18 protein-coding genes, 1 pseudogene and 1 riboswitch are annotated in these 21,254 nt (G+C 30.5%); of the genes and pseudogenes, 1 reads left to right on the top strand and 18 read right to left on the bottom strand.

Translation table 11 applies throughout. From position 1 onward, the window contains the following. Positions 1-659: 659 nt before the first annotated feature. From CKL_RS01575 to cdaA, 9 genes and pseudogenes are all read right to left on the bottom strand, one after another. A complete protein-coding gene (locus tag CKL_RS01575) occupies positions 660-1,421 on the bottom strand; it encodes an EFR1 family ferrodoxin (protein ID WP_011988889.1) in 762 nt (253 codons plus the stop codon). Positions 1,422-1,440: 19 nt separating this feature from the next. Beyond that, entirely contained in the window at positions 1,441-1,629 is a 189-nt protein-coding gene (locus tag CKL_RS21160; protein WP_242652517.1) for a hypothetical protein, read from the bottom strand. 536 nt (positions 1,630-2,165) lie between these two features. Beyond that, a pseudogene (locus tag CKL_RS01570) lies at positions 2,166-2,440 on the bottom strand (GNAT family N-acetyltransferase). A gap of 66 nt (positions 2,441-2,506) precedes the next feature. Further along, positions 2,507-3,742, bottom strand: a complete 1,236-nt coding sequence (locus tag CKL_RS01565) for an MFS transporter (RefSeq protein ID WP_011988887.1) — start codon at positions 3,740-3,742, stop codon at positions 2,507-2,509. A 273-nt stretch (positions 3,743-4,015) separates the two neighbouring features. Further along, positions 4,016-5,842, bottom strand: coding sequence for a glutamine--fructose-6-phosphate transaminase (isomerizing) (gene glmS / locus CKL_RS01560; protein WP_011988886.1), 1,827 nt, complete (start codon positions 5,840-5,842; stop codon positions 4,016-4,018). Positions 5,843-6,410: 568 nt separating this feature from the next. Beyond that, positions 6,411-7,760 carry a phosphoglucosamine mutase gene (gene glmM / locus CKL_RS01555; protein ID WP_011988885.1) on the bottom strand — a complete coding sequence of 450 codons (1,350 nt, stop codon included), beginning with the start codon at positions 7,758-7,760 and terminating at the stop codon, positions 6,411-6,413. Between the two features lie 635 nt (positions 7,761-8,395). After that, positions 8,396-9,997, bottom strand: a complete 1,602-nt coding sequence (locus CKL_RS01550; protein WP_011988884.1) for an NAD(P)/FAD-dependent oxidoreductase — start codon at positions 9,995-9,997, stop codon at positions 8,396-8,398. Then, complete coding sequence (locus CKL_RS01545; protein WP_011988883.1) at positions 9,978-11,231, bottom strand: CdaR family protein; 1,254 nt, start codon at positions 11,229-11,231, stop codon at positions 9,978-9,980. Before CKL_RS01545 ends, CKL_RS01550 begins: the two co-directional genes overlap by 20 nt. Beyond that, positions 11,198-12,061 (bottom strand): diadenylate cyclase CdaA, encoded by an 864-nt coding sequence (gene cdaA / locus CKL_RS01540; protein ID WP_012620095.1) that lies wholly within the window; start codon positions 12,059-12,061, stop codon positions 11,198-11,200. The genes CKL_RS01545 and cdaA overlap by 34 nt, the downstream gene beginning before the upstream one ends. A gap of 124 nt (positions 12,062-12,185) precedes the next feature. Further along, positions 12,186-12,319, top strand: a riboswitch (cyclic di-AMP (ydaO/yuaA leader). 1 nt (position 12,320) lies between these two features. Here cdaA and CKL_RS01535 point away from each other — a divergent pair. Further along, entirely contained in the window at positions 12,321-12,845 is a 525-nt protein-coding gene (locus CKL_RS01535) for a cell wall hydrolase (RefSeq protein WP_011988881.1), read from the top strand. A 127-nt stretch (positions 12,846-12,972) separates the two neighbouring features. Here CKL_RS01535 and CKL_RS01530 read toward each other — a convergent pair whose 3' ends face one another. The 9 genes from CKL_RS01530 to CKL_RS01490 form a co-directional block, all read right to left on the bottom strand. Beyond that, on the bottom strand, positions 12,973-13,827 hold the full coding sequence (locus CKL_RS01530; protein WP_011988880.1) for an NAD(P)/FAD-dependent oxidoreductase: 855 nt from the start codon (positions 13,825-13,827) through the stop codon (positions 12,973-12,975). Between the two features lie 49 nt (positions 13,828-13,876). After that, positions 13,877-14,194: a thioredoxin gene (trxA, locus tag CKL_RS01525; protein WP_011988879.1), complete on the bottom strand. Its 318-nt coding sequence runs from the start codon at positions 14,192-14,194 to the stop codon at positions 13,877-13,879. Between the two features lie 85 nt (positions 14,195-14,279). Next, on the bottom strand, positions 14,280-15,512 hold the full coding sequence (locus tag CKL_RS01520) for a tetratricopeptide repeat protein (protein ID WP_011988878.1): 1,233 nt from the start codon (positions 15,510-15,512) through the stop codon (positions 14,280-14,282). Then, complete coding sequence (locus CKL_RS01515) at positions 15,505-16,281, bottom strand: DUF4652 domain-containing protein (RefSeq protein WP_011988877.1); 777 nt, start codon at positions 16,279-16,281, stop codon at positions 15,505-15,507. The genes CKL_RS01520 and CKL_RS01515 overlap by 8 nt, the downstream gene beginning before the upstream one ends. A gap of 104 nt (positions 16,282-16,385) precedes the next feature. Next, entirely contained in the window at positions 16,386-18,002 is a 1,617-nt protein-coding gene (gene ptsP, locus CKL_RS01510) for a phosphoenolpyruvate--protein phosphotransferase (protein ID WP_011988876.1), read from the bottom strand. 40 nt (positions 18,003-18,042) lie between these two features. Then, the gene (locus tag CKL_RS01505) at positions 18,043-18,756 is read right to left on the bottom strand and encodes a tetratricopeptide repeat protein (RefSeq protein ID WP_011988875.1); all 714 of its coding nucleotides are present in this window, start codon (positions 18,754-18,756) and stop codon (positions 18,043-18,045) included. Positions 18,757-18,851: 95 nt separating this feature from the next. Beyond that, entirely contained in the window at positions 18,852-19,547 is a 696-nt protein-coding gene (gene citX, locus CKL_RS01500; protein WP_011988874.1) for a citrate lyase holo-[acyl-carrier protein] synthase, read from the bottom strand. A 211-nt stretch (positions 19,548-19,758) separates the two neighbouring features. Next, the gene (locus tag CKL_RS01495) at positions 19,759-20,325 is read right to left on the bottom strand and encodes a Fe-S-containing hydro-lyase (RefSeq protein ID WP_011988873.1); all 567 of its coding nucleotides are present in this window, start codon (positions 20,323-20,325) and stop codon (positions 19,759-19,761) included. Between the two features lie 51 nt (positions 20,326-20,376). Further along, positions 20,377-21,219 carry a fumarate hydratase gene (locus CKL_RS01490; protein ID WP_011988872.1) on the bottom strand — a complete coding sequence of 281 codons (843 nt, stop codon included), beginning with the start codon at positions 21,217-21,219 and terminating at the stop codon, positions 20,377-20,379. Positions 21,220-21,254: the final 35 nt, after the last annotated feature.

Below are 21,254 nucleotides of genomic sequence, written 5' to 3'. Positions count from 1 at the left end.
TTCCAACTATCTCTATGTTATTTCATCTTAATCATAGATTTTAACTTATGTATTTTTATATTGTGCTATTGTCGGATACTTTATTTTCTTAATATTCAAATCCTTATTTTCCTGAATAGAATATTGTAGACATCTCATTATCTCAAAAAATAACGAAAGACTAGATATTTTAACTTTCTTAAAATACCTAGCCTTCTATGCTTTAGTTTTAGTTAATACTAAACATTTAAATTTAGTATTAACTTATTATTTAATTTTGATACAACTTTGGTCTAAATCAACAAATGTAGCTTTGTAAAAAAGTTTAATCAGAATGTTTCCTATAAATGGCTTAACTTCGTCAAGATGTAAAAATTCTATCTTCTTAACTTTATAATTCCTTATTATACTGCATATTGCCTTATCATATAAGTTATAATCCACAAAAGTGTAAATCACATCATTTTCGTTATCAAAAATATTTGTATCTAATTTATGTGCAGTTCATTAGTCTGTATAGTTCCTCTAAAGGCTCCAGTTGGATGTCTACTTACAAATAAATATGCTCTAATAAATATTGAAGGAAAGATGCCACATAACCGAAGAATCTAAAATTATACTATAGAAACCCTATAAATTGGGATTTGTCAATTTATCTGTTAAAAGTTAATCCTTAATATTTATACTTCTACATTTGGATTTCTATATTGTCCATGCTTCTTTGTCTTGTCATCATATTGGATTGCAAATTTAGGACAACGGTGTAAACATCCTAGACACATTGCACACTGTTCTGTAATCCAAACAGGTTTTCCATTCCTCATTTTAATGGCTTCTACAGGACATTTCTTTTCACAAAGTCCACATCCAATGCAGGAATCTTCCACGTTGAAATGATTTGTCTTGCGCATATTCTCATAATATCTATCACTTATAATACGAACTACATAAGGTGCACGACGTTTCATATGATTTCCTATTATACCATGCTTAATGCTGTCTATGATATTCTCTATCTGTGTTTCAGCTTTAGCATTTTGCTCAGCAATCTTTTCCTTATCGCTTAAATTAAAAACTGGTGTCCAAGTATCTGGCATCTGCACACTGTATAGTGCATCAAAATCAAGTTTCTTTTTCTTCATATATCTTCTAGCATCTGCTCCAACAGCTCCCGGTGTGGTTCCAAATGTACCGATGAAATAAATGTAATGTTTTTCTCTTGTTTTTATTTCCACCTTTTTCAGAAAATCTCTTACAATAATCGGTAGTTCCCATGAATAGGTAGGCGTTATAATACCAAGTTTCTCACCTGCCAGCAATTCTACTTTGTAATTGTCTTCCTTTACACGTTCTGAAATGGCACTCATTGTATCATCTGTGGCATCAGCAATTCTTTTCGCTACATATTTACAGTTTCCTGTTGCAGAAAAATACAAAATCATATTTTCTTATCACCTCATTTTAACCCAATCTGGCGAACTTGGCCATGAGCGACTGTGGAAATACTTTAGTCAACACACGATAAAATTTATAAAAAACGCCTGTTGTATATACGCCTCTTCCTTTTTTAGCTGCTTTCAAAGATTTCAAAGCAGCATTTGATACATTAATATTTCTATCTTTCAATTCTTCTCTAAGTCCTATACACATCGCAGAAACATATGATTTAGATGCACAGTAAACAACTTAGGTTGGTATTAGGTACAAATACGGATGTGGAAGAAACTTCAACAATTGAATACTTTGAAGCAATCTGTTTCAGTCGTTTTTCCCTCCTGGCAATCAACTATAATTCATCTATTTCAGGAAATATCTTTGTTACTGACTCAACATATGCTTTGCCAAGTCCTGATGAGGCACCTGTAATAATTGCAATTGACATAATTTCCTCCTTGTTATTTTATATTTTCTAATTTATTCTGCAAATCTCCCAAGATAAACTTAAGATACTCTGTTGCTTCTTTTTTTGATTTACAACTAACTTTGAAAAAGCTCCATTTCAGTATCAATAAAATAGAATTGCTATAATGTTCCGCTTTAGACATCTGTCAAATACAAGTTAATTGTAAATGCAAAATACTATTATAGCAAGCTACAGATTTTAGCCTTTATACATACTTAGACATTTTTTAATAATTGTCCAAATATAATAACATATTTATATGTGGAATATTATCCTCTAAATATTAATTCGAAATTCTTTTAAAACCAAGACTTTTATAGAAGTTAACCAAATATGATTGTGCCTGAATCCTAATCTTTTTTTCATTTTTAAGATTCTTAAATATGCAATGATTTTTTCACTTTCTTGAAGAAATAAATGATATGAGTCCTCGTCTTTACCATCACAATCCTGATATGCACACTGTTGCTCTACAATAAATACCTCATTTCTTAATTCTAAAATTTTATATATTTCCTCAACTTTTAGTTCTTTAAATTTTTTTAATTTCCAATCCAACGTTTTATCCTCTCTTAAAATGTAACATATATTTATACTACTATATAACACCACATTATTTAATTGTCAACGCACATTATTCGTATTTTCACTTTTAATGGTTGTTTTGCATTTTGAAAAACCTTTTCTTGACATTACAGGATATAGCATATTTATTAACATTACAGAAGCCATAATTATATCTATAATAAGTGCAAAAACTATAATAGCATTTGTACCAAGCCTTACAAATAAGAATCCAAATATAGGTGCACATATAATGCCCGAAAATCCAACTATGCAATCAAATAAGCTTAAGCAGCTTGTCTTATATTTTTCTGGTGCAAGATCATATATATATGTTTTATAAGAGGCATCCATAAGACCAAAAGCAAAACCTGATAATATGCCCATAAGCATCACTGCAAGTGCATTACTAAATATATAAATTACCACGAGTCTTATTGCCTGAAGAAGAAAAGCTACAAAAATAAGACTCTTATTCTTATATTTTTTAAGCAAACTAGCAGTAAGAAAATAAGTAACTATCTCAGGAGCAGCATCGAAAAAGTACGTTAAGCCAAGGCTTAATGCTCCACCACCATAATCCTTAACGAGGACCCCCAGATAGTTGTATATTCCCATGTATATAAAATTATACGTAAATACTATGATTAACATTATAATAAAAGGTTTGATTTTAAGGATCTGAGTCAGTGCTTCCTTTATAGAAACATTAGGACTTTTGTCTCTCATATTTTCTATATGCCTATCATCATTTATGTATATAATTATCAAAGTAAACATAACAACCGCAGCAATATACAAATAGTATATGTTCCATCCAAACTTCGAAAGAAGCAATCCGAGAAGTGCTCCCGAAAGGCCATAACCTACAGAACCAAAACCTCTGATCTTTCCAAAATTATTTTGCTCTCCATATGCTTTTAATGTACTGATACACCAGGTATCGAAGAGTGTTGATGCACCTCCTATAAAAAAGCCCCACATAGCTATTAAAAGGCATACTTGCCAATTTAACCTGGCCAAGGGTAGCCCTGCAGCTATGATTAACCCAATGCTGATTGATGACAACATAATTTTTTTTATACATCTTAATTTATCTACAAGATATCCTAAAAAACTATGGCCTACAAGCATTGATACACTATAAAGTGTTACTGTTATTCCGATTTCTTCCTTATGAAAACCGATCTGTGATATGTACATTGTATACATTCCGCCGACACTAATTATCATACCCCAGTATATAAACGCAAAAATTCTAAGCTTATTAAAATCTTTATGAATTATAATCCTCATCTCATTTCAAAACTGATATGTTATTAAAAATTGTAGCAGAAAGATTTAGAAAAAGAAATAGTTCAATACTTTAAATAATAATTATTTTTATAAGCAGCAACATAATACTCTAAATATAACAAAAAGCTAGGCATTCTTAATTTAAAATGTCTAGCTTTATATACTTTCATATTTTTCCCAATACTAAATATCTAAGTTTAGTATTGACATTCTATTTAATTCTGATTCAACTTTCTTTCAAAACTACAACAAACTTTACTTAATCCATTACCTTTACTCCACCGTAACTGACTTGGCCAAATTTCTTGGTTTGTCTACGTCACACCCTTTTTGTATAGATATATAATATGCTAAAAGCTGCAGCGGAATTACTGAAACTACCGGTGCTAATATATCCATTACCTTTGGCAGATATATTACAGAATCCACTGTTTCCTCAATTTCATTATTTCCCTCCGATGTAAGAGCTAAGACCTTAGCTCCCCTTGTAGTCACTTCTTTAATATTACTTATCATTTTCTCAACTAATTTTTCCTGTGTAGCCCCTGCAATAACTACAGTTCCATCTTCAATAAGTGCTATAGGTCCATGCTTTAGTTCCCCTCCAGCATAAGCTTCCGAGTGGATATAGGATATTTCCTTTAATTTTAAAGAACCTTCTAAAGCAACTGCATAATCAAGTCCTCTTCCCAGAAAGAATAAGTCTTCTTCTTTAAAAATCTTTGCTGCAAATTCATGGATTGCTTCTTTATTTCCTAAAACTTCTTCTGCCTTTATAGGAAGCCTAAGCAGTTCTCTTTTTATTTCATCTATCTCTTCTTTACTAATAGTATTTTTATTCTGTGCAAAGAAGAGAGCTATTATATAAATTGCAATAAGCTGAGTTACATAAGCTTTTGTAGAAGCAACTGCTATTTCAGGACCTGCCCAGGTATATAGAACATCATCCGCTTCCCTGGATACAGAACTTCCCACTACATTGGTTATGGCAATAACTCTGGCTCCACGAGCCTTTGATTCCCTTAAAGCCGCCAGCGTATCTGCTGTCTCTCCCGACTGACTTATAATTATCATAAGTGTTCTTTCATTTATTATAGGTTCCCTATATCTAAATTCAGAAGCAATATCTACTTCTACCGGCATTCCAACTAACTTTTCAATTACATATTTTCCAACTATCCCCGCATGATAGGCAGTTCCACAAGCTACTATATATATTTTATCTATATTTTTAATTTCATCCTTTGTTATCTTTATATCATCCAAAGTTATAGGCTTATCCATCATAATCCTAGATGTCATTGTATCTTTAATAGCTTTTGGCTGTTCATGAATTTCTTTCATCATAAAATGTTCAAACCCACCCTTTTCAGCGGCATTTGCATTCCAGGTAACATGATATATATCTTTTTTAACTTCACTGCCATCATCTGATAAAAGTTTTACACCGCTTTCAGTTATAACTACAAACTCATTGTTATTTAAAAGATATATCTCTCTGGTATGATTCAATATAGCAGGTATATCTGAAGCTATATAGTACTCACCTTCTCCAAGGCCTACTATAAGAGGGCTGTCCTTTCTTACTGCAACCAATTTCCCTGGCTCCTTTGAACAAATAACTCCCAGTGCATAACTACCTCTTAATTTAGATACAGCTTTCATAACTGCCTCAACTAAGTCTCCATTGTAAAAATAATTCACTAGCTGTGGTATAACTTCAGTATCTGTTTCAGATACAAATTTATATCCTTTAGAAATAAGCCACTCCCTAAGTTGTGAATAATTTTCTATTATCCCATTGTGAACTACACTTATTATTCCATCCTGACTATTGTGGGGATGCGCATTTAAATCTGAAGGTTTGCCGTGAGTTGCCCATCTGGTATGACCAATTCCAACTATGCCTTTTAGTGGATGTCCTGACAATTTTTTTTGAAGATTTTTAAGCCTTCCTTTACACTTCATTACATTAATATGATCATTATCTATTATAGCAACACCTGCAGAGTCATACCCTCTATATTCCAATTTACTTAATCCTTCAATTAAAATAGGTGATGCATCTTTTTTTCCAACAAAGCCAACTATTCCGCACATACTAATCTTCCTTTCATATTTAATATAATAAACTTAAGCATAGTTTTTCAATAAAGCTCCAATATTAACTATTGAATACAAAAATCACAATCAAATAAAACCTGATTATTATCAAAATTTTAAACAGGCAACTATGCTATTTAAAACCAGTTATAAGGCTTTAATTTATTAAAGGTTTTAACACCAGGCTGATATTGTACCAAAAATCACTTTTTGGTTTTACCAGCTGTTAACGGTAGTGCGATACCGTGGGGCACCCGCCGAAGATTCGATACTCCCCATCCTCGTCAACTCAAAGTAATTTATACATTTAAAATAATTATATGTATTTTATTTTAAAAAATCACCTGAGTTCTGGCGCTTTTTATGCTTACATCTTATAATAAAATATACACCTTCCTTCAAAAATATTACAGCATTAAAGCTATTAACTTATTATATTCTCTTCACTTATTTTTTGTCAACTAATAATTTACACTTTATAAATCTTTCTAATTCATAAAATGTACACAAATAAAAAAACACACTGTCAAATTTTATGACAATGCATTTTATTATTTTAACATTACTAATTTAATTTAACTTCAATTAACTCCGCTAAATTATGAGCCATTTTATCTATTTCACCTTGTTCTTCTCCTTCTAACATAACTCTAACCAAAGGTTCCGTTCCTGAAGGCCTTATTAACACTCTTCCACATCCGTGCAGTTTCCTTTCTATTTCCTTAATCTTTAATACTATTTCTTCATCTTCCATATATATCTTTTTCTTATCATCAGGAACCTTGGCATTTACAAGAGTTTGGGGAAGATTTTTCATCATAGAAGCAATATCAGATAGTTTTCTACCACTTTTTTTAACTATACAAGCTATTTGCAGGGCAGTAATTAATCCATCTCCCGTTGTATTGTAATCCAGCATAATTATATGTCCAGATTGTTCTCCCCCTAATTTGTATCCTTCTTTTCTCATCTCTTCTAGTACATATCTGTCTCCCACCTGAGTTTTTATTGTATTTATTCCTTCTTCTTTTAATGCTATATCAAAACCAACATTACTCATCACAGTGGATACCACTACATTCTTATATAACTTTCCCTGATTCTTTAGATGTTTTGCTATTATAGCCATAATAAAATCTCCATTTATAAGATTCCCTTTTTCATCTATCGCCAAACATCTATCTGCATCTCCATCAAAGGCAAGTCCCATATCATAGCCTTCTTCTACTACAGTTTTCATGAGATTTTCTGGATGTGTTGAACCACAATTGTGATTTATATTTATTCCATCGGGTTCATTATTTATAACCTTTACTTTTGCTCCTAATTCTTGAAAGGCTTTCACAGAAGTTACATAAGATGCTCCATTTGCACAATCCAATACTACCTTTAAATCTTTTAAATCTGTATCTATAGTAGACTTAGCAAATTCTATATAGGCTTTTCTGGCCTCTCCTGTTTCCATAATTTTTCTTCCCACTTTCGATCCTATGGGGATAGATACATCCTTAAAATTACTTTCAATAACATATTGTATTTTGTCTTCTAACTCATCTGATAGCTTATATCCTTTACCATTAAAAAACTTTATTCCATTATATTCCACAGGATTATGGGATGCTGATATAACAACTCCTGCATCTGCATTATACTTTCTAGTTAAATAGGCAACTGCCGGAGTAGGTACTATTCCAACACAAATAGCTTCTGCTCCTATAGAAAGGATGCCCGAAACTAATGCATTCTCAAGCATATCTCCAGATATTCTAGTATCCATTCCTACAAGTATTTTAGGTTTATGGCACCTACCTGTCAGTACATATGCTCCTGCTTTTCCTAATTTATATGCTAATTCTGGAGTTAACTCCTTATTGGCAATTCCTCTTACCCCATCGGTCCCAAACATTCTATGCATATTAATACCTCGCTTATTAAAAGTTAATTTTCTTTAATTAAAATATCCATATTATATTATATTATATTAAAAATATTTCTACAATGTAATTTAAATCTATTGATTTACAGTAATATAAAAATCCCATCAGACTGTCCTATTAATTATCACAGGGTAAAATAGAACAATTTGATGGGATTCTTATGCAAGACTTATTTATTAAAATTTTTATTATATAGATAGCATATTAATTAAAAAATCCATTCAAAATTCACAAATTCTTTACAGTTATAGAATTAAAATTATATTATACAAATTGTTAATATATAAACAATCTATTTTAAATCAACATATCACAGCTAAAAAATACAACCCACATATAACCTTAAATCATAAAAAATTTTCCATGATTTAAGTTAAGTTACATTTACTTGTAATATATATTTTATAATTTTCAATGCCTCATACTTATATTGGCATTATCAATTATTCATATTGTTAATATGTAAACAATCTGTTTTCTTTAGTATATCATGTTTTATAAATAAATGGAATACAAAATAACATTATTAAAACAATTTTTTTAATTTTGAAGTTCAAAATTTATTGCTATTATATATTTGACTGTAATACCTTCTTATAAAGGCTATTTTACATCATTTATCAAGACTGCTATAAGTTTTTATTATATTTTCAGCCACTTTTAATCCATCCACTGCAGCAGATACTATACCTCCTGCAAATCCTGCCCCCTCACCACAAGGATATAATCCTTTTACTGAAATACTCTCCAAATTAGTATTTCTGACTATTTTAACCGGTGCAGATGTTCTAGTTTCAACTCCTATCATAATCCCGTCCCCTTCTGAAAACCCTTTTATCTTTCTCTCAAAATTATTAAATCCTTCTTTCAATGACGAAGTTACCTTTTCAGGAAGGCACAAATTTAAATCCCTAAATTCATATCCTGGCTTATAAGTTGATTTTACATCTCCCAGTTTATAAGTTACTTTGTCTTTTAAAAAATCTCTAATTAACTGTACTGGAGCAATGTAATTTCCTCCTCCAATATTATAAGCCAAATTCTCATAATGCCTTTGAAATTCTATGCCTTTAAGTGGAGAACTTCCCGGGAAATCTTTTTCTCCCACAGTTGCAACTATAGCAGAATTTGCATTATTTGATGCCCTATTATAATAGCTCATACCGTTAGTTACAAGCCTGCCCTCCTCAGAAGCTGCAGCTACTACTTCTCCTCCAGGACACATACAAAAACTGTAGACACCTCTTCCTTCTTTACTTTTATATACTAATCTATAATCCGAGGCTTTCAATTTTGGATGACCTGCAAATTTTCCATATTGATTTATATCTATCATGTATTGGGAATGCTCTACTCTAACCCCTATGGCAAATGCTTTAGGTTCCATAAATACATCTCTTTCGTAGAGCATTTTATATGTATCCCTCGAACTGTGTCCAATAGCCAATATTAAATTATCACAAGAGATTTCACTGCCATTTATCACCACAGCTCTTAATTTTTTATGTGCTATAATCAAATCTTCTAATTTACTTTTAAATAGTATTTCTCCTCCTAATTCCAATATTCTATTTCTTATATTTTTAACCACTATTTTTAAGTTATCCGTTCCTATATGGGGCTTGCCACTATATATTATTTCCTCTGGAGCTCCATATTTCACAAAAGTATCTAAAATAAAATGACACTTTTTATCCTTTATCCTGGTAGTGAGCTTTCCATCAGAAAAAGCGCCCGCTCCTCCTTCTCCGAATTGTACATTAGATTCAAGATTTAATTCTCCGGTATTCCAAAATTTATTTACAGTTAACGTCCTTTCTTCAATTTTTTCCCCCCTTTCTATTACCAAAGGTTTATATCCATTTTCTGCCAGTAAAAGACCTGCAAACATACCTGCAGGTCCTATTCCCACAATTATGGGCCTGGTTTCCATTTTTTTTGTGCCACAAATTAATTTATCCTTTAAACCTTGCTCTTCTATTTTTATATCTCTATTTTTTAATTTCGATACTATTTTTTTTTCATTCTCACAGACTATTTTCACTGAATAGTTAAATTTTATATCATTTTTTTTCCTGGCATCTATAGACTCTTTAAGTATTTTAAAGTCTTTAATATATCTACTACTTATCTTCAGCTTTTTAGCAGCTTTTGCTTTTAACTCATCATAACCTTGATCAAGACTTATATTTAAATTATTGATTACTATTGGCATTTTGTCCCTCCGGTGTTTTTTTACTAACTTGTAACTTAACATTTTGTATATCCTGAGATACTAAAGATACCCCCTCTGGAAGAGATATAACTACTCCTGCAGTTTGTTCTCCTTCTGTTAAAGAACTGGCATCTACATAACAGGATATGCTATTTTCACTTAAATTATTTATAATACTTTCAGAGCCAGAAACTACTACAGATACACTATTAGAACTTAACTCTGCTGTATAAGCATCATTTAAATTTTTAATCTGTATATTTAAATTCATTTCCTTCTGAGAAGTTTTATTAGAATTATTTAATTCACTTGAATTTATTTTTAATTTCACCACTCCAGTACCAGTAACCAGTTTTACACCTTGCGGCACTATCAACTTTGCCTGAATGTTTTCTTCACTTTGAATTTTACTTAAATCGATAGATTCCGTATCTATTCCATTTATATCTTTAATAATCCTTTCCTCTCCTGCTATATCCACTTTTTCTGGTTCTGCAGTTATTGATTTACTAATATCTGAAGTATTATTCTGCAATTTAATATTTATTGGAACAGTTTTTATTTTAACAACAGGTATAGTAACCTTAACAGAAGATGGCTTAATAACTACATCCCCTAATACATTGGCTGATACATCCTGTGCCTGTAGTGCTAATGAAGTATTTATATTTGAGGATGCAGATTTTAAATCATAACTTCCTATAATCGTTTTTACTTTGTTTATTACATCTCCCGCCCCACTAATTTCTACCTGCTGTATTTCCAATATAGGTTCTAATGCATAATATCCTTCTTTAACTTTCCCTTGTGACACTGCTTTTATAGAAAAAGTTTTTTGTTTTAATTCATCTAATTGAATCTTTATCCATAGATTTTCATTATTAATAATAGTTATATCATCAGGACTTTTTTTTACTGATACAGGTACAGTATTTTCCCCTTTTTTCATAACATAAGAATTAAAATCTGACTGCAATTCAAAATCAGCAGCCTTGATAGAATATAAATCGGAAGCATTTCCTTTTACAAGAAGAGATACACTAAATTCTTTTTTTCCAACTTGTACAAGTTTTGATTGAGCAAGTATATTTTTGTTGACTATAGTTACAGGCACCACAATTTTTCTTTCTACTGTAGGATTCTCTATATTGTATATATATAACCATAAAATAAATGCTGCAACAACACAACATATTTTTATTAAAATTTGATTTTCTTTAATTTTTCCTTCCACTCAATCACCTTCTCTCTCCATGTAGATTTGCTCTGAAATCTTTTTTTCATTATAGCAGTAAGAACTTTTTTTAATCTATCTTTTGTATAATTTCTCATGAGCTTTCCATTGGCCACAAAAGAAATTATACCAGTTTCTTCTGATACCACTATAACCAAAGCATCAGAGTTTTCCGATATTCCAATTGCCGCTCTGTGTCTTGTTCCTAATTTTTTATTTAATTGATTATTATTTGTAAGGGGCAAAAAACAACCTGCTGACACTATTCTATCATTTCTTATTATAGTTGCCCCATCATGTAGAGGAGTATTTACCACAAATATATTCTCTAAAAGTGAAGAAGATATTACTGCATCTAACTTTGTTCCTGTATTTATTACATCACCAAGACCTGTGACCTGCTCTATGACAATAATAGCTCCAGTTTTACTCTGCGATAAACTTTCTACAGAAGTTACAATTTCTGTTACAACCTTTTCCATTATCTCCTCATCCGCCAATATATGCTTATCGTTAAAAGCCGTTCTTCCTAAATGCTCAAGCGCCCTGCGAATTTCCGGCTGAAATATAATTACAATAGACAAAACTCCTATAGTTAAAGTTTTTGTAAGTATCCAATTAAGCATCACTAAATTGAAAAAACTACTTATAGGTATAAGAAATATTATAAGCATAATTCCCTTTAAAAGTTGCTCTGCTCTAGTCTCCTTTATAAGCATATATACTTTATAGAGTATATATGCTACTACCAGTATATCCATAATAGATGTTATACTTATATTTTTTACTGAATTAACCGTTAGCTGCAATAGCTCCACTAATTTCACCATCCTGTTGTTACTGACATCTATATTAATTATATACCATTTAACATTGTTTATATGTCTGCAGTACTTATTTTAATAAATTTTTAATAAAGTATATTTTTTAGTATTTTATTTTACTAAGTGGGTACAATATCATTAGCCTAAGTTTTATAAAAAACACGGGGAAACCAGTACTATTTTGGGGTGAATCGTAATTTATTACGTAGGTTATGCCTTTTCCGAACCCGTCAGCTAACCCCGTCGGTAATAAGGAGGATATATTTTGAAAAAATTTTTTTGTTTTATAATTTTTTCGTTATTACTACTAACACTCTCTGTAAAAGTAAGCGCAGAGGAAGCTAACAATGATAATTCTATGTTATTTAATCAGCAAGACGAGATTGTGCAGGTATTTAATTACTCTAACCAAAAGATATACATAACTCAGGATGACGTGGACCTAATGGCTAAAGTGGTTTATGCCGAAAGTAATTCTGAACCTTTTGAAGGCCAGGTAGCTGTGGCATCTGTAATATTAAACAGAGTGCAATATCCTGAATTTCCAAAGACAATACAAGGCGTCATAAAACAAAAAGGAGCTTTTTCTTGTGTAAAAAATGGAGATATAAATGTAACTCCAAACCAAAATAGCTACACTGCAGTAGCGCAGGCATTAAAAGGAGTGGATCCCACAGGAAGATCTACTTTCTTTTATAATCCAAAGATAGCTACATCAGAGTGGATGAAAAATATTAATAAGAGAAATATTAAATATATAGGAAACCATGTGTTTTTTGTAGTAAATTAAAAAAAGGGTTGTGCAAAGCAATTTAACAATTGCTCTTCACAACCCTTCTTAAAATATATAAAAGAAACATCCATCATCATTCAACTCTGATGCCTCTTTCCATAAAATCAAACTTTAAACCAATATTTTATTTATCCAGATATGAAACAGCATTAAGTGCAGCTATCTGTCCCTGACCTACAGCTTTCATATACTGATATGGTTTTCCTGTACAATCCCCTGCTGCAAAACATCCCTCTATATTTGTTCTCATATTTACATCTACTTTTATATGCCCTGTTTCTAGGATAAGTCCTGGCATAAGCTGATCTGGTGCAATACTGCTTTTCAATACAAAAACTCCATCTGTACTTATTGATTTATACTTTAGAACGACTCTTTCTACTTTATCTGTACCATATATCTCTAAGACTTTATCTTGTATCACTTCCACATTATCTTTTAAATTAGGATTTTCCCTATATACAGGTATATAATATACTTTACTTGCAAGTTCACTTACATAGTTGGCTTCTTTTTCCGCTTCTTTATTGTAACCAATAACAGTGACTGTTTTATCTTTATAAAGAGGTGCATCACAGGTTGCACAATAGCCTACTCCTCTGCCTAGAAATTCTTGTTCCCCTTTTAAAGGTTTTGTATATTCTACACCTGTAGCCAGTACAACTGCCTTTGCCTCATACATCTTTTCATTAACTGCAAGAGCAAAATATTGTCCCATAGCATATATAGAATTTATTTTTTCAAATGTTATGTTTATTCCCATAACATCCAAATGATTTTGGAATTTACTTTTTAACTCCAATCCTGTTATATCTGGCAATCCAATATAATTGCTGATCTTAGGAGCCTTGATCAATTTATCGCTAAGTTCTTCATTGCCAAAAATAATAATATCTTTATTCCTTATCTTAGCATTAATAGCTGCAGAAATTCCGGCAGGGCCACTGCCTATTATGGCAATATCATATCTATGTTCCAATTAACCTCACCCCCTAATGCATTTTTGTTCCAATTATAAAACACTTTTATTATATGTGTTTTTCTAAGACATCTTTTATTGTATCTTTAGGCCTAAAACCAATAAATTGTTCCACTACACTTCCATCTTTGAACACCATTACAGTTGGAATACTTCCAATTTTAAATTGAGCTGCTGTAACGGGATTCTCATCTACATTTATCTTGAAAAATTTAGCTTTTCCTTCTAGTTCACTAGCAACCTCTTCTATAACAGGTGAAAGCATTTTGCAAGGACCACACCATGAAGCCCAAAAATCAACTACCACTGGAGTTGATGATTCCTTAACAGATTCTGAAAAATTTATATCTTTTATTTCCTCTACCATTTTTCACCCTCCTTATACCCCGTAGGGGTATGTTTTTTAATTATATTGTATATTATATTATTTCTCACGTCAACTTTTTTAGTCCTTAATTTATTAAATTATTTATTTGTGAATTATTATAAATAGATTCAGGATAAGTGTTTACTAATTTTTTAGCATAGCTTTTAGATTGTTCCATATTTAAATTCTTATATATGACAGCAAGCCTATATAACACCGTTTCTTCATAACTTCCATCAGAAAAACTACCATCATATTCTTCATAATATTTTATAGCTCCTTTTAAATCTCCCGATAAATCGAAAGAAGTTCCAAGCATATAAATTATATGAGGATATAATTCATTTCCTGTTCCAAATTCATAGGATTTTTTTAAATAAGTCTTTGCATTATTATAATCTTTATTTTTTAAATAGTTACACCCTAAATTATAAAAATAAACACATCCTTCTGTAGTTAAAAGCTTGTATGCCTCAGATAGCAAATTTTCCTCATTAGAGTTCAGTTTATTACTTCTCCAGTTCATAACCTGTACATACATAGAATCATAATCTTTATTTTTTATATAATTTTCCATATCTTCAAGAGGAAAAGTCTTCTTTACATTTTTATCAATTTTCCCATTGACATTTTCAATTTTTTTATTATTTTCATAATTTATATTTTGTGCTTTCATGGTTCCTGTATTAAAAAATTTTATAAAACTTACAATTGATTTATTGCCCCTATTCACAATTAGAAATATACCACAAGCTATTAAAATACCAATAAAGGAAATACAACATACTTTTCTTATATTATTTTTTTTGCTTATTATATCCACGTTTTCAAGCAATTTTATATTTTCTTTAGCCTCAATATTTTTAACATCCAGCTTAAGTACATTGTTTATCTTCTCCAAGGCTTTAGCATATTGACCTTTCTTCATATAGCACAATGCACTGTAATTATTTATATTGATGTAATTAAAATCACTTTCAGTACATTTTTCTAATAATACTAAAGCCTCATCTATTTTAAATTCCTCAATTAATCCTAGAGCTTTTTTATAGAATTGAATTTTCTCATTATCTTTCTTTGAACTCTCAAGATATTTTTGGGCAACTTCATCCCCATTAACCTGATAATTCATTTTCCAAAGCTTCTGTGCCTTATCCAAATCACCTTTTAAATATAACAAAAGCCCTTTAAGATTAATTGATGCTTTATTTTTTATATCTATAGATATACTTTCCTCACATAACTTTATGGCAGCATTTATATATCCGTTATTATATTTATTTAAGGCCTTATTATATATCTTCTGTGATTTATTCATTTATCTTATATACTACTTTCCCATCAGAATTTTTAACTTCTATCTTGCCACTTAAGCTTGTATTAAAGGGAGTAATAACCCAATCTTCTACATGAGATTCATTATATGCATCATCATCATAAATATTCACTTTCAAATTTATATTATTTCCATCTTTTTGTACAGACATTATCTGTTGTTTTTTATTTGAATCCTTTATTAAAAGCGAAACTTCTCCTGTATTTACATTAAGCATATACAAATCTCCTCCTTTTGCTAGTGTTCCATGAGAAGATGCTACGACTACAAATAGGTTTTTTCCATCAGCCCATTCTATATATTTAGGTGATATTTGAGTATTATTCTCTATTTCATAACTATAAAGATTTTGTCCACTTTTTATTATTATTTTTCCTATACCTTCTTCTAAAGCTTCACTGCCCTTGCCCTCTATACAAGCACTATAACTTCCATCTTCTGAATTTTTCCAATCAGTATTAAAGGTTATTTCCGTACTACTATCCAATTGTTTTTTTATAAAATTTATTCCACTTGTATTTTTGGCAGTACTTGAGGAAGAACCATTATTTTGTGTTGTTTGTTCATTATTTTTATCCTTAGTATCAACAGCTGCAGTATCTGAGTTTACCTTTTTATCATTGTTATTAGAAGAAGTATTAGTATTTACCTTATTAGAAGAAGTATTTTTATCAGAAGAACAAGCTGTAAATGATAAAGCTAAAACCATCAAAGACAAGCATATTAGAAAATTCACTTTTTTAGATTTCACCGTGTAATCCCCCTTTTATATAATCTCTGGTATTATTCCTATCATATATCTTAATTAAATTATATCATAATATTTTCCTGCTAAAAACTACGCCAATTTTACTTTTAACAATAACTTTTAATAAATTGCTTTATTTTTAATATAGATTGAGGGCTCATAGAAAATTCATCCAATCCACATTCTACTAAATATTTAATTGCATTCTCATCTGATGCCATTTCTCCACACATACTGCACAATTTTTTATTTTTATGTGCAGCTTCTATAGTGGTCTTTATAAGAGATAATACTGCTGGGTGCATTGGGTTATAGAGATAGGCTACCTTTTCATTTACTCTGTCTACAGCTAGAGTATATTGTATTAAATCATTAGTTCCAATACTAAAAAAATCTGCATATTTGGCCATTTCATCTGCATTTATGGCCGCAGCAGGTACTTCTACCATTATTCCAACTTTTAGTTCCTTATTAAATTCCCTTTTTTCTAAAGCAAGTTCTTCCATACATTCTTTTAATACTTCTTTAGCTTGTAAAAATTCTTCTACAGAACTTATCATAGGAAACATTATCTTTAAATTTCCAAAAACTGACGCTCTTAAAAGAGCTCTAAGTTGAACTTTAAATATATCCTTTCTATCAAGAGATATTCTAATGGATCTGTAACCCAAAAAAGGATTGCATTCTTCTTCCATAGGAAAGTATGATAATTTTTTATCTCCACCTATATCCAACGTTCTTATAACTACAGGCTTATTTTTCATCTTTTCAAGCACATACTTATATGCTTCAAACTGCTCATCTTCCTGGGGCATAGCATCTCTATCCATATATAAAAATTCAGTTCTAAAAAGTCCTATACCATCTCCACCATTTTTTATGACCTGCTCTACATCCTCACATCTCTCTATATTTCCTAAAAGTTTTATCTGCTTTCCTGATTTCGTAACTGTCTTTAAATTTATTATACTTTTAAGTTTTTCTTTTTCTATACCATATTCTTCTATTTTAATTTTATACTTTTCCACTAATTCTTTGCCGGGGTTTACCATAACTATCCCTTCTACGCCATCTACAATAACCAAATCTCCATTTTTAACATAACTTGTTATATCTTTCATACCCACTACTGCAGGTATTTGGAAAGCTTTCGCCATAATAACACTATGAGAAGTCTTTCCCCCAAGATCCGTAATAAAAGCTATTACTTTATTTTTATCCAACTGAACTGTATCTGATGGTGTTAGATCGTGAGCTGCAATTACTGTATTACTACTCAAATTTCCTAAGGATGTTATATTTCCTGTTAGATTGGAAAGTATTCTATCACCTACATCTTTTATATCCATTGCTCTCTCTCTTATATATTCATCTTTCATAAGTTTGAAAGTTTCCATATACAAATTTACTATATCATAAACGGCTTTTTCTGCATTTATATGTTCTTTTTCTATTTTTAATTCTATTGCACCTGCAAATTCTATATCCTCTAAAAGCATAATGTGACTCTCGAACACCTCTGCTTTACCCTTTCCCAACTGATGTTTAGTTTTTGTTTTTATTTTTTCAAGCTGTTTTTTAGATAAAATCAATGCTCGTTCAAATCTTGCTTTTTCTTCTGATACATTTGACACATATGTATTTTCAATTTTTAATCCACTTTCTTCTTTTATAACTATCCTACCTATTGCATAACCTTTAGAAGCTGGTATACCTTTCTTCATCTATTTTCCTCCTGAGATTATGTTATATAAAACAGCTATGCTATTTTACTAAATCCTGAAATTCTTGTGAATCCTTCACAGGATTAAAATCCTCTTCTTCTCTAGCTATTTCCTTAATATCCGGAGACATATCTACAGCTATTTTTAAAAATTTTACCGTATTTGAAACATCTCCACGCCTTCCATATATACTTGCTTTACCATAATAACTCCATATATAATTTTCTACTTCTAAAGCTTTGTCATACCAATTAAGAGCTTCTTCATATTTTCCATAAAGTTCATAGGCAAGAGCTTTATTGAACCTTGCATATCCAAAATCAGGATTTAAATTAAGAGATTTATCTATATTATTCATTCCTTCTTCATAATTGTTGTTATAACATAATGCTATCCCTTTTATGTTATAAGCCTTATAAAATGTGTTATCTTCACGGATTATTTCATCTGCTTTAGCTATAGTATCTACATACTGTTTATTACTAAAAGACTCTTCCGCTTCTTTATATTTTTGTTCCAATTTTCTGTTATTTTCACTTTCAACCTGGCTGGTATCTGCTTTTTTTATCACTGAATCCTCTGTGGTAACATTTTGTAAATTTTTATTGCTGTTATTATATCTATTATCATAATAAACTTTGGTTATTAAAACTCCTGCTATAATACACAAAATACAAAATATTATACCTTTTATCTTCAAGGTATTTTTACTAGGTGGATTAGAATTTATCGTTTTCTTTCTATTAAAAGCCATTTATATTTCCTCCTAAACAGCTTTAATTTAGCCCTTCAGAAAAATTTGCCTGAAAGACTAAATTATTTACTTAAAAATTAAATTTTCCACATGATTTAATTTTTAAATTCATTGTTCTTTAAATACTTTTCAAGTTCATTTTTTATGCACTGTTTCATTTCATTTACATCATGCCTTTTATCATTTATGCAATCCGAAAGTTCTTCATCACACATATAGCATTTCTTAGGTTTAAATCCAAGATTTTTTCTGTTAACCTTAGTTCCATCACTATTATATACTTCTATATCAATATATTTTCCCAAGATGTGATTTTCTTCTATACCGATAACCCTTCTCTTTATATTACAGACATCACCATTAATAACTAAGGTCAGTATAGGACCTTCACTTGTTACTTGTAAATCTTTATACATTATTCTATCTTTAAATTCATTAATTACCAAACTGCAAAATATCTTCATTATTCCAAAGCTCACACAATTATTCTTACAAATTCCTGGATAGTTGACTTTCATAGAGAGCAGAGGTGCTAAATAATCCTTTATAAGCCATTTTCTCCTACATTCTCTTTCTTTTTTATCTTTAATAATATCATCTCTAGTATATTCCTTATCTATAATTGCATCTATTCCATTATAATTCTCTGAAATACAATTCATATATATGGATTTAATAAGTTCTCCCTCTACATCACTAGCAACTTCATTTTTATTTATATTATCATCATTTTTCCCTTTATTTATGCCACCTTTAGCATTAAAATCATTTACAGTTAAATCAATACCCATAATACACCAATAAGAATTGTTAATTCTTATATATTCTTAACCTCCTTTTTTAAACTTTAAGACTTAGTAGTATACTCATAATTATACTTTTTTCGTTGAATCTCTACAAGCTTTATGTCGTAAATAGGCAGAATTTTTTTAAGATTCCATTGTATTTTTTAAAGTTATTTATAAAAAATTATATTAATTTATTTTTAAGTATGTTGAAATTTTAAATTTCAGAACTATTAAAGTTTAAGTAATTTTTTTTCCCTATCTCATATAAATTATTTCCTTCTGAATCTATCACTACAATTACAGGGAAATCTTTTACTTCCAATTTTCTTATAGCTTCTGAATCCAAATCTTCATAGGCCACTACTTCCACTTTTTTTACACATTTTGCTATAATTGCTGCCGCACCTCCTATAGCAGCAAAATAAATACCTCTATTCTTTTTTATAGATTCTATAACCTCTTTTGACCTAAGACCTTTTCCTATCATTCCCCTTAACCCTTTGTCTAATAACATAGGTGTGAAAGAATCCATCCTATAGCTAGTGGTTGGACCTACAGACCCTATAATATTGCCTGGTTTTTCAGGAGTAGGTCCTGCATAATATATTATGGAATCTTTTATATCTATAGGAAGCTCTTTACCTTCCTCTATTAATTTTATCAGTCTTTTATGAGCAGCATCCCTGGCAGTATATATGGTTCCAGATATTAACACACTATCTCCCACTTTTAAACTTTTAACTTTTTCCTCTGTTAAAGGACATGTAATATTTTTTTCCATTTATACTTATCGTCAACTAAACGACTTTTCAACTCCTATCATCACTAAATATTATAATTCTATTTCTTTATGTCTTGTAACATGACAATTTATATTTACTGCTACAGGCAATCCCGCTATATGTGTAGGATAAGTTTCTATATTTACTGCAAGAGCTGTGGTTTTACCTCCAAATCCCTGAGGACCTATTCCAAGAGAATTTATTTTAACTAAGAGTTCTTCTTCTAAATCTTTATAAAATTTATTTTTATTTCTTAAAGACAAAGGTCTTACAAGTGCTTTTTTAGCAAGATTTGCAGCCTTATCAAAGGTACCTCCTATACCTACACCAACTACTATAGGAGGACAGGGGTTAGCACCCGCCTCTTTCACCACACCTACTATAAAATCCTTGACTCCCTCTATTCCATCTGCCGGTTTTAACATTTTAATCTGACTCATATTTTCCGAGCCAAATCCTTTGGGAGCTACTGTTATATTAAATTTATCTCCTGCAACTATTTCATAACATATTACTGCTGGAGTATTATCTCTAGTATTTATCCTATTTAAAGGATCACAAACTATGGATTTTCTTAAGTACCCTTCTATATACCCCTGCCTGACTCCTTCATTTACAGCATCTTCTATACTTCCACCCACTACATGAACATCCTGCCCAATTTTTATAAAAACACAGGCCATTCCTGTATCCTGACACATAGGTACATTTTCATTATTGCATATATCTATATTCTTAAGTATCTTATACAGAATATCTTTTGCCATAGGCCAATTTTCTTCTTCTGCATACTTTTTTATTTCTTCTTTAACATCCTCTGGAAGATAATGGTTGGCATCTATGCAAAGTTTCCTTACGGCTTTTACTATATCAGATATATGTATCTCTCTCATAATTTAACACTGTTCCCCCTTAATATATTTGATCA

This window comes from Clostridium kluyveri DSM 555 (assembly GCF_000016505.1).
Classification (GTDB): domain Bacteria; phylum Bacillota; class Clostridia; order Clostridiales; family Clostridiaceae; genus Clostridium_B; species Clostridium_B kluyveri.
This window is presented reverse-complemented; position numbering and strand designations above follow the sequence as displayed.

Excerpts from the sequence above, each read along its gene's own strand:
- CKL_RS01575 (WP_011988889.1), bottom strand. The coding sequence starts at position 1,421 with ATGATTTTGTATTTTTCTGCAACAGGAAACTGTAAATATGTAGCGAAA.
- CKL_RS21160 (WP_242652517.1), bottom strand. The coding sequence starts at position 1,629 with ATGTGTATAGGACTTAGAGAAGAATTGAAAGATAGAAATATTAATGTA.
- CKL_RS01565 (WP_011988887.1), bottom strand. The coding sequence starts at position 3,742 with ATGAGGATTATAATTCATAAAGATTTTAATAAGCTTAGAATTTTTGCG.
- glmS (WP_011988886.1), bottom strand. The coding sequence starts at position 5,842 with ATGTGCGGAATAGTTGGCTTTGTTGGAAAAAAAGATGCATCACCTATT.
- glmM (WP_011988885.1), bottom strand. The coding sequence starts at position 7,760 with ATGCATAGAATGTTTGGGACCGATGGGGTAAGAGGAATTGCCAATAAG.
- CKL_RS01550 (WP_011988884.1), bottom strand. The coding sequence starts at position 9,997 with ATGCCAATAGTAATCAATAATTTAAATATAAGTCTTGATCAAGGTTAT.
- cdaA (WP_012620095.1), bottom strand. The coding sequence starts at position 12,061 with ATGGTGAAATTAGTGGAGCTATTGCAGCTAACGGTTAATTCAGTAAAA.
- trxA (WP_011988879.1), bottom strand. The coding sequence starts at position 14,194 with ATGGTAGAGGAAATAAAAGATATAAATTTTTCAGAATCTGTTAAGGAA.
- CKL_RS01520 (WP_011988878.1), bottom strand. The coding sequence starts at position 15,512 with ATGAATAAATCACAGAAGATATATAATAAGGCCTTAAATAAATATAAT.
- ptsP (WP_011988876.1), bottom strand. The coding sequence starts at position 18,002 with ATGAAGAAAGGTATACCAGCTTCTAAAGGTTATGCAATAGGTAGGATA.
- CKL_RS01505 (WP_011988875.1), bottom strand. The coding sequence starts at position 18,756 with ATGGCTTTTAATAGAAAGAAAACGATAAATTCTAATCCACCTAGTAAA.
- citX (WP_011988874.1), bottom strand. The coding sequence starts at position 19,547 with ATGGGTATTGATTTAACTGTAAATGATTTTAATGCTAAAGGTGGCATA.
- CKL_RS01495 (WP_011988873.1), bottom strand. The coding sequence starts at position 20,325 with ATGGAAAAAAATATTACATGTCCTTTAACAGAGGAAAAAGTTAAAAGT.
- CKL_RS01490 (WP_011988872.1), bottom strand. The coding sequence starts at position 21,219 with ATGAGAGAGATACATATATCTGATATAGTAAAAGCCGTAAGGAAACTT.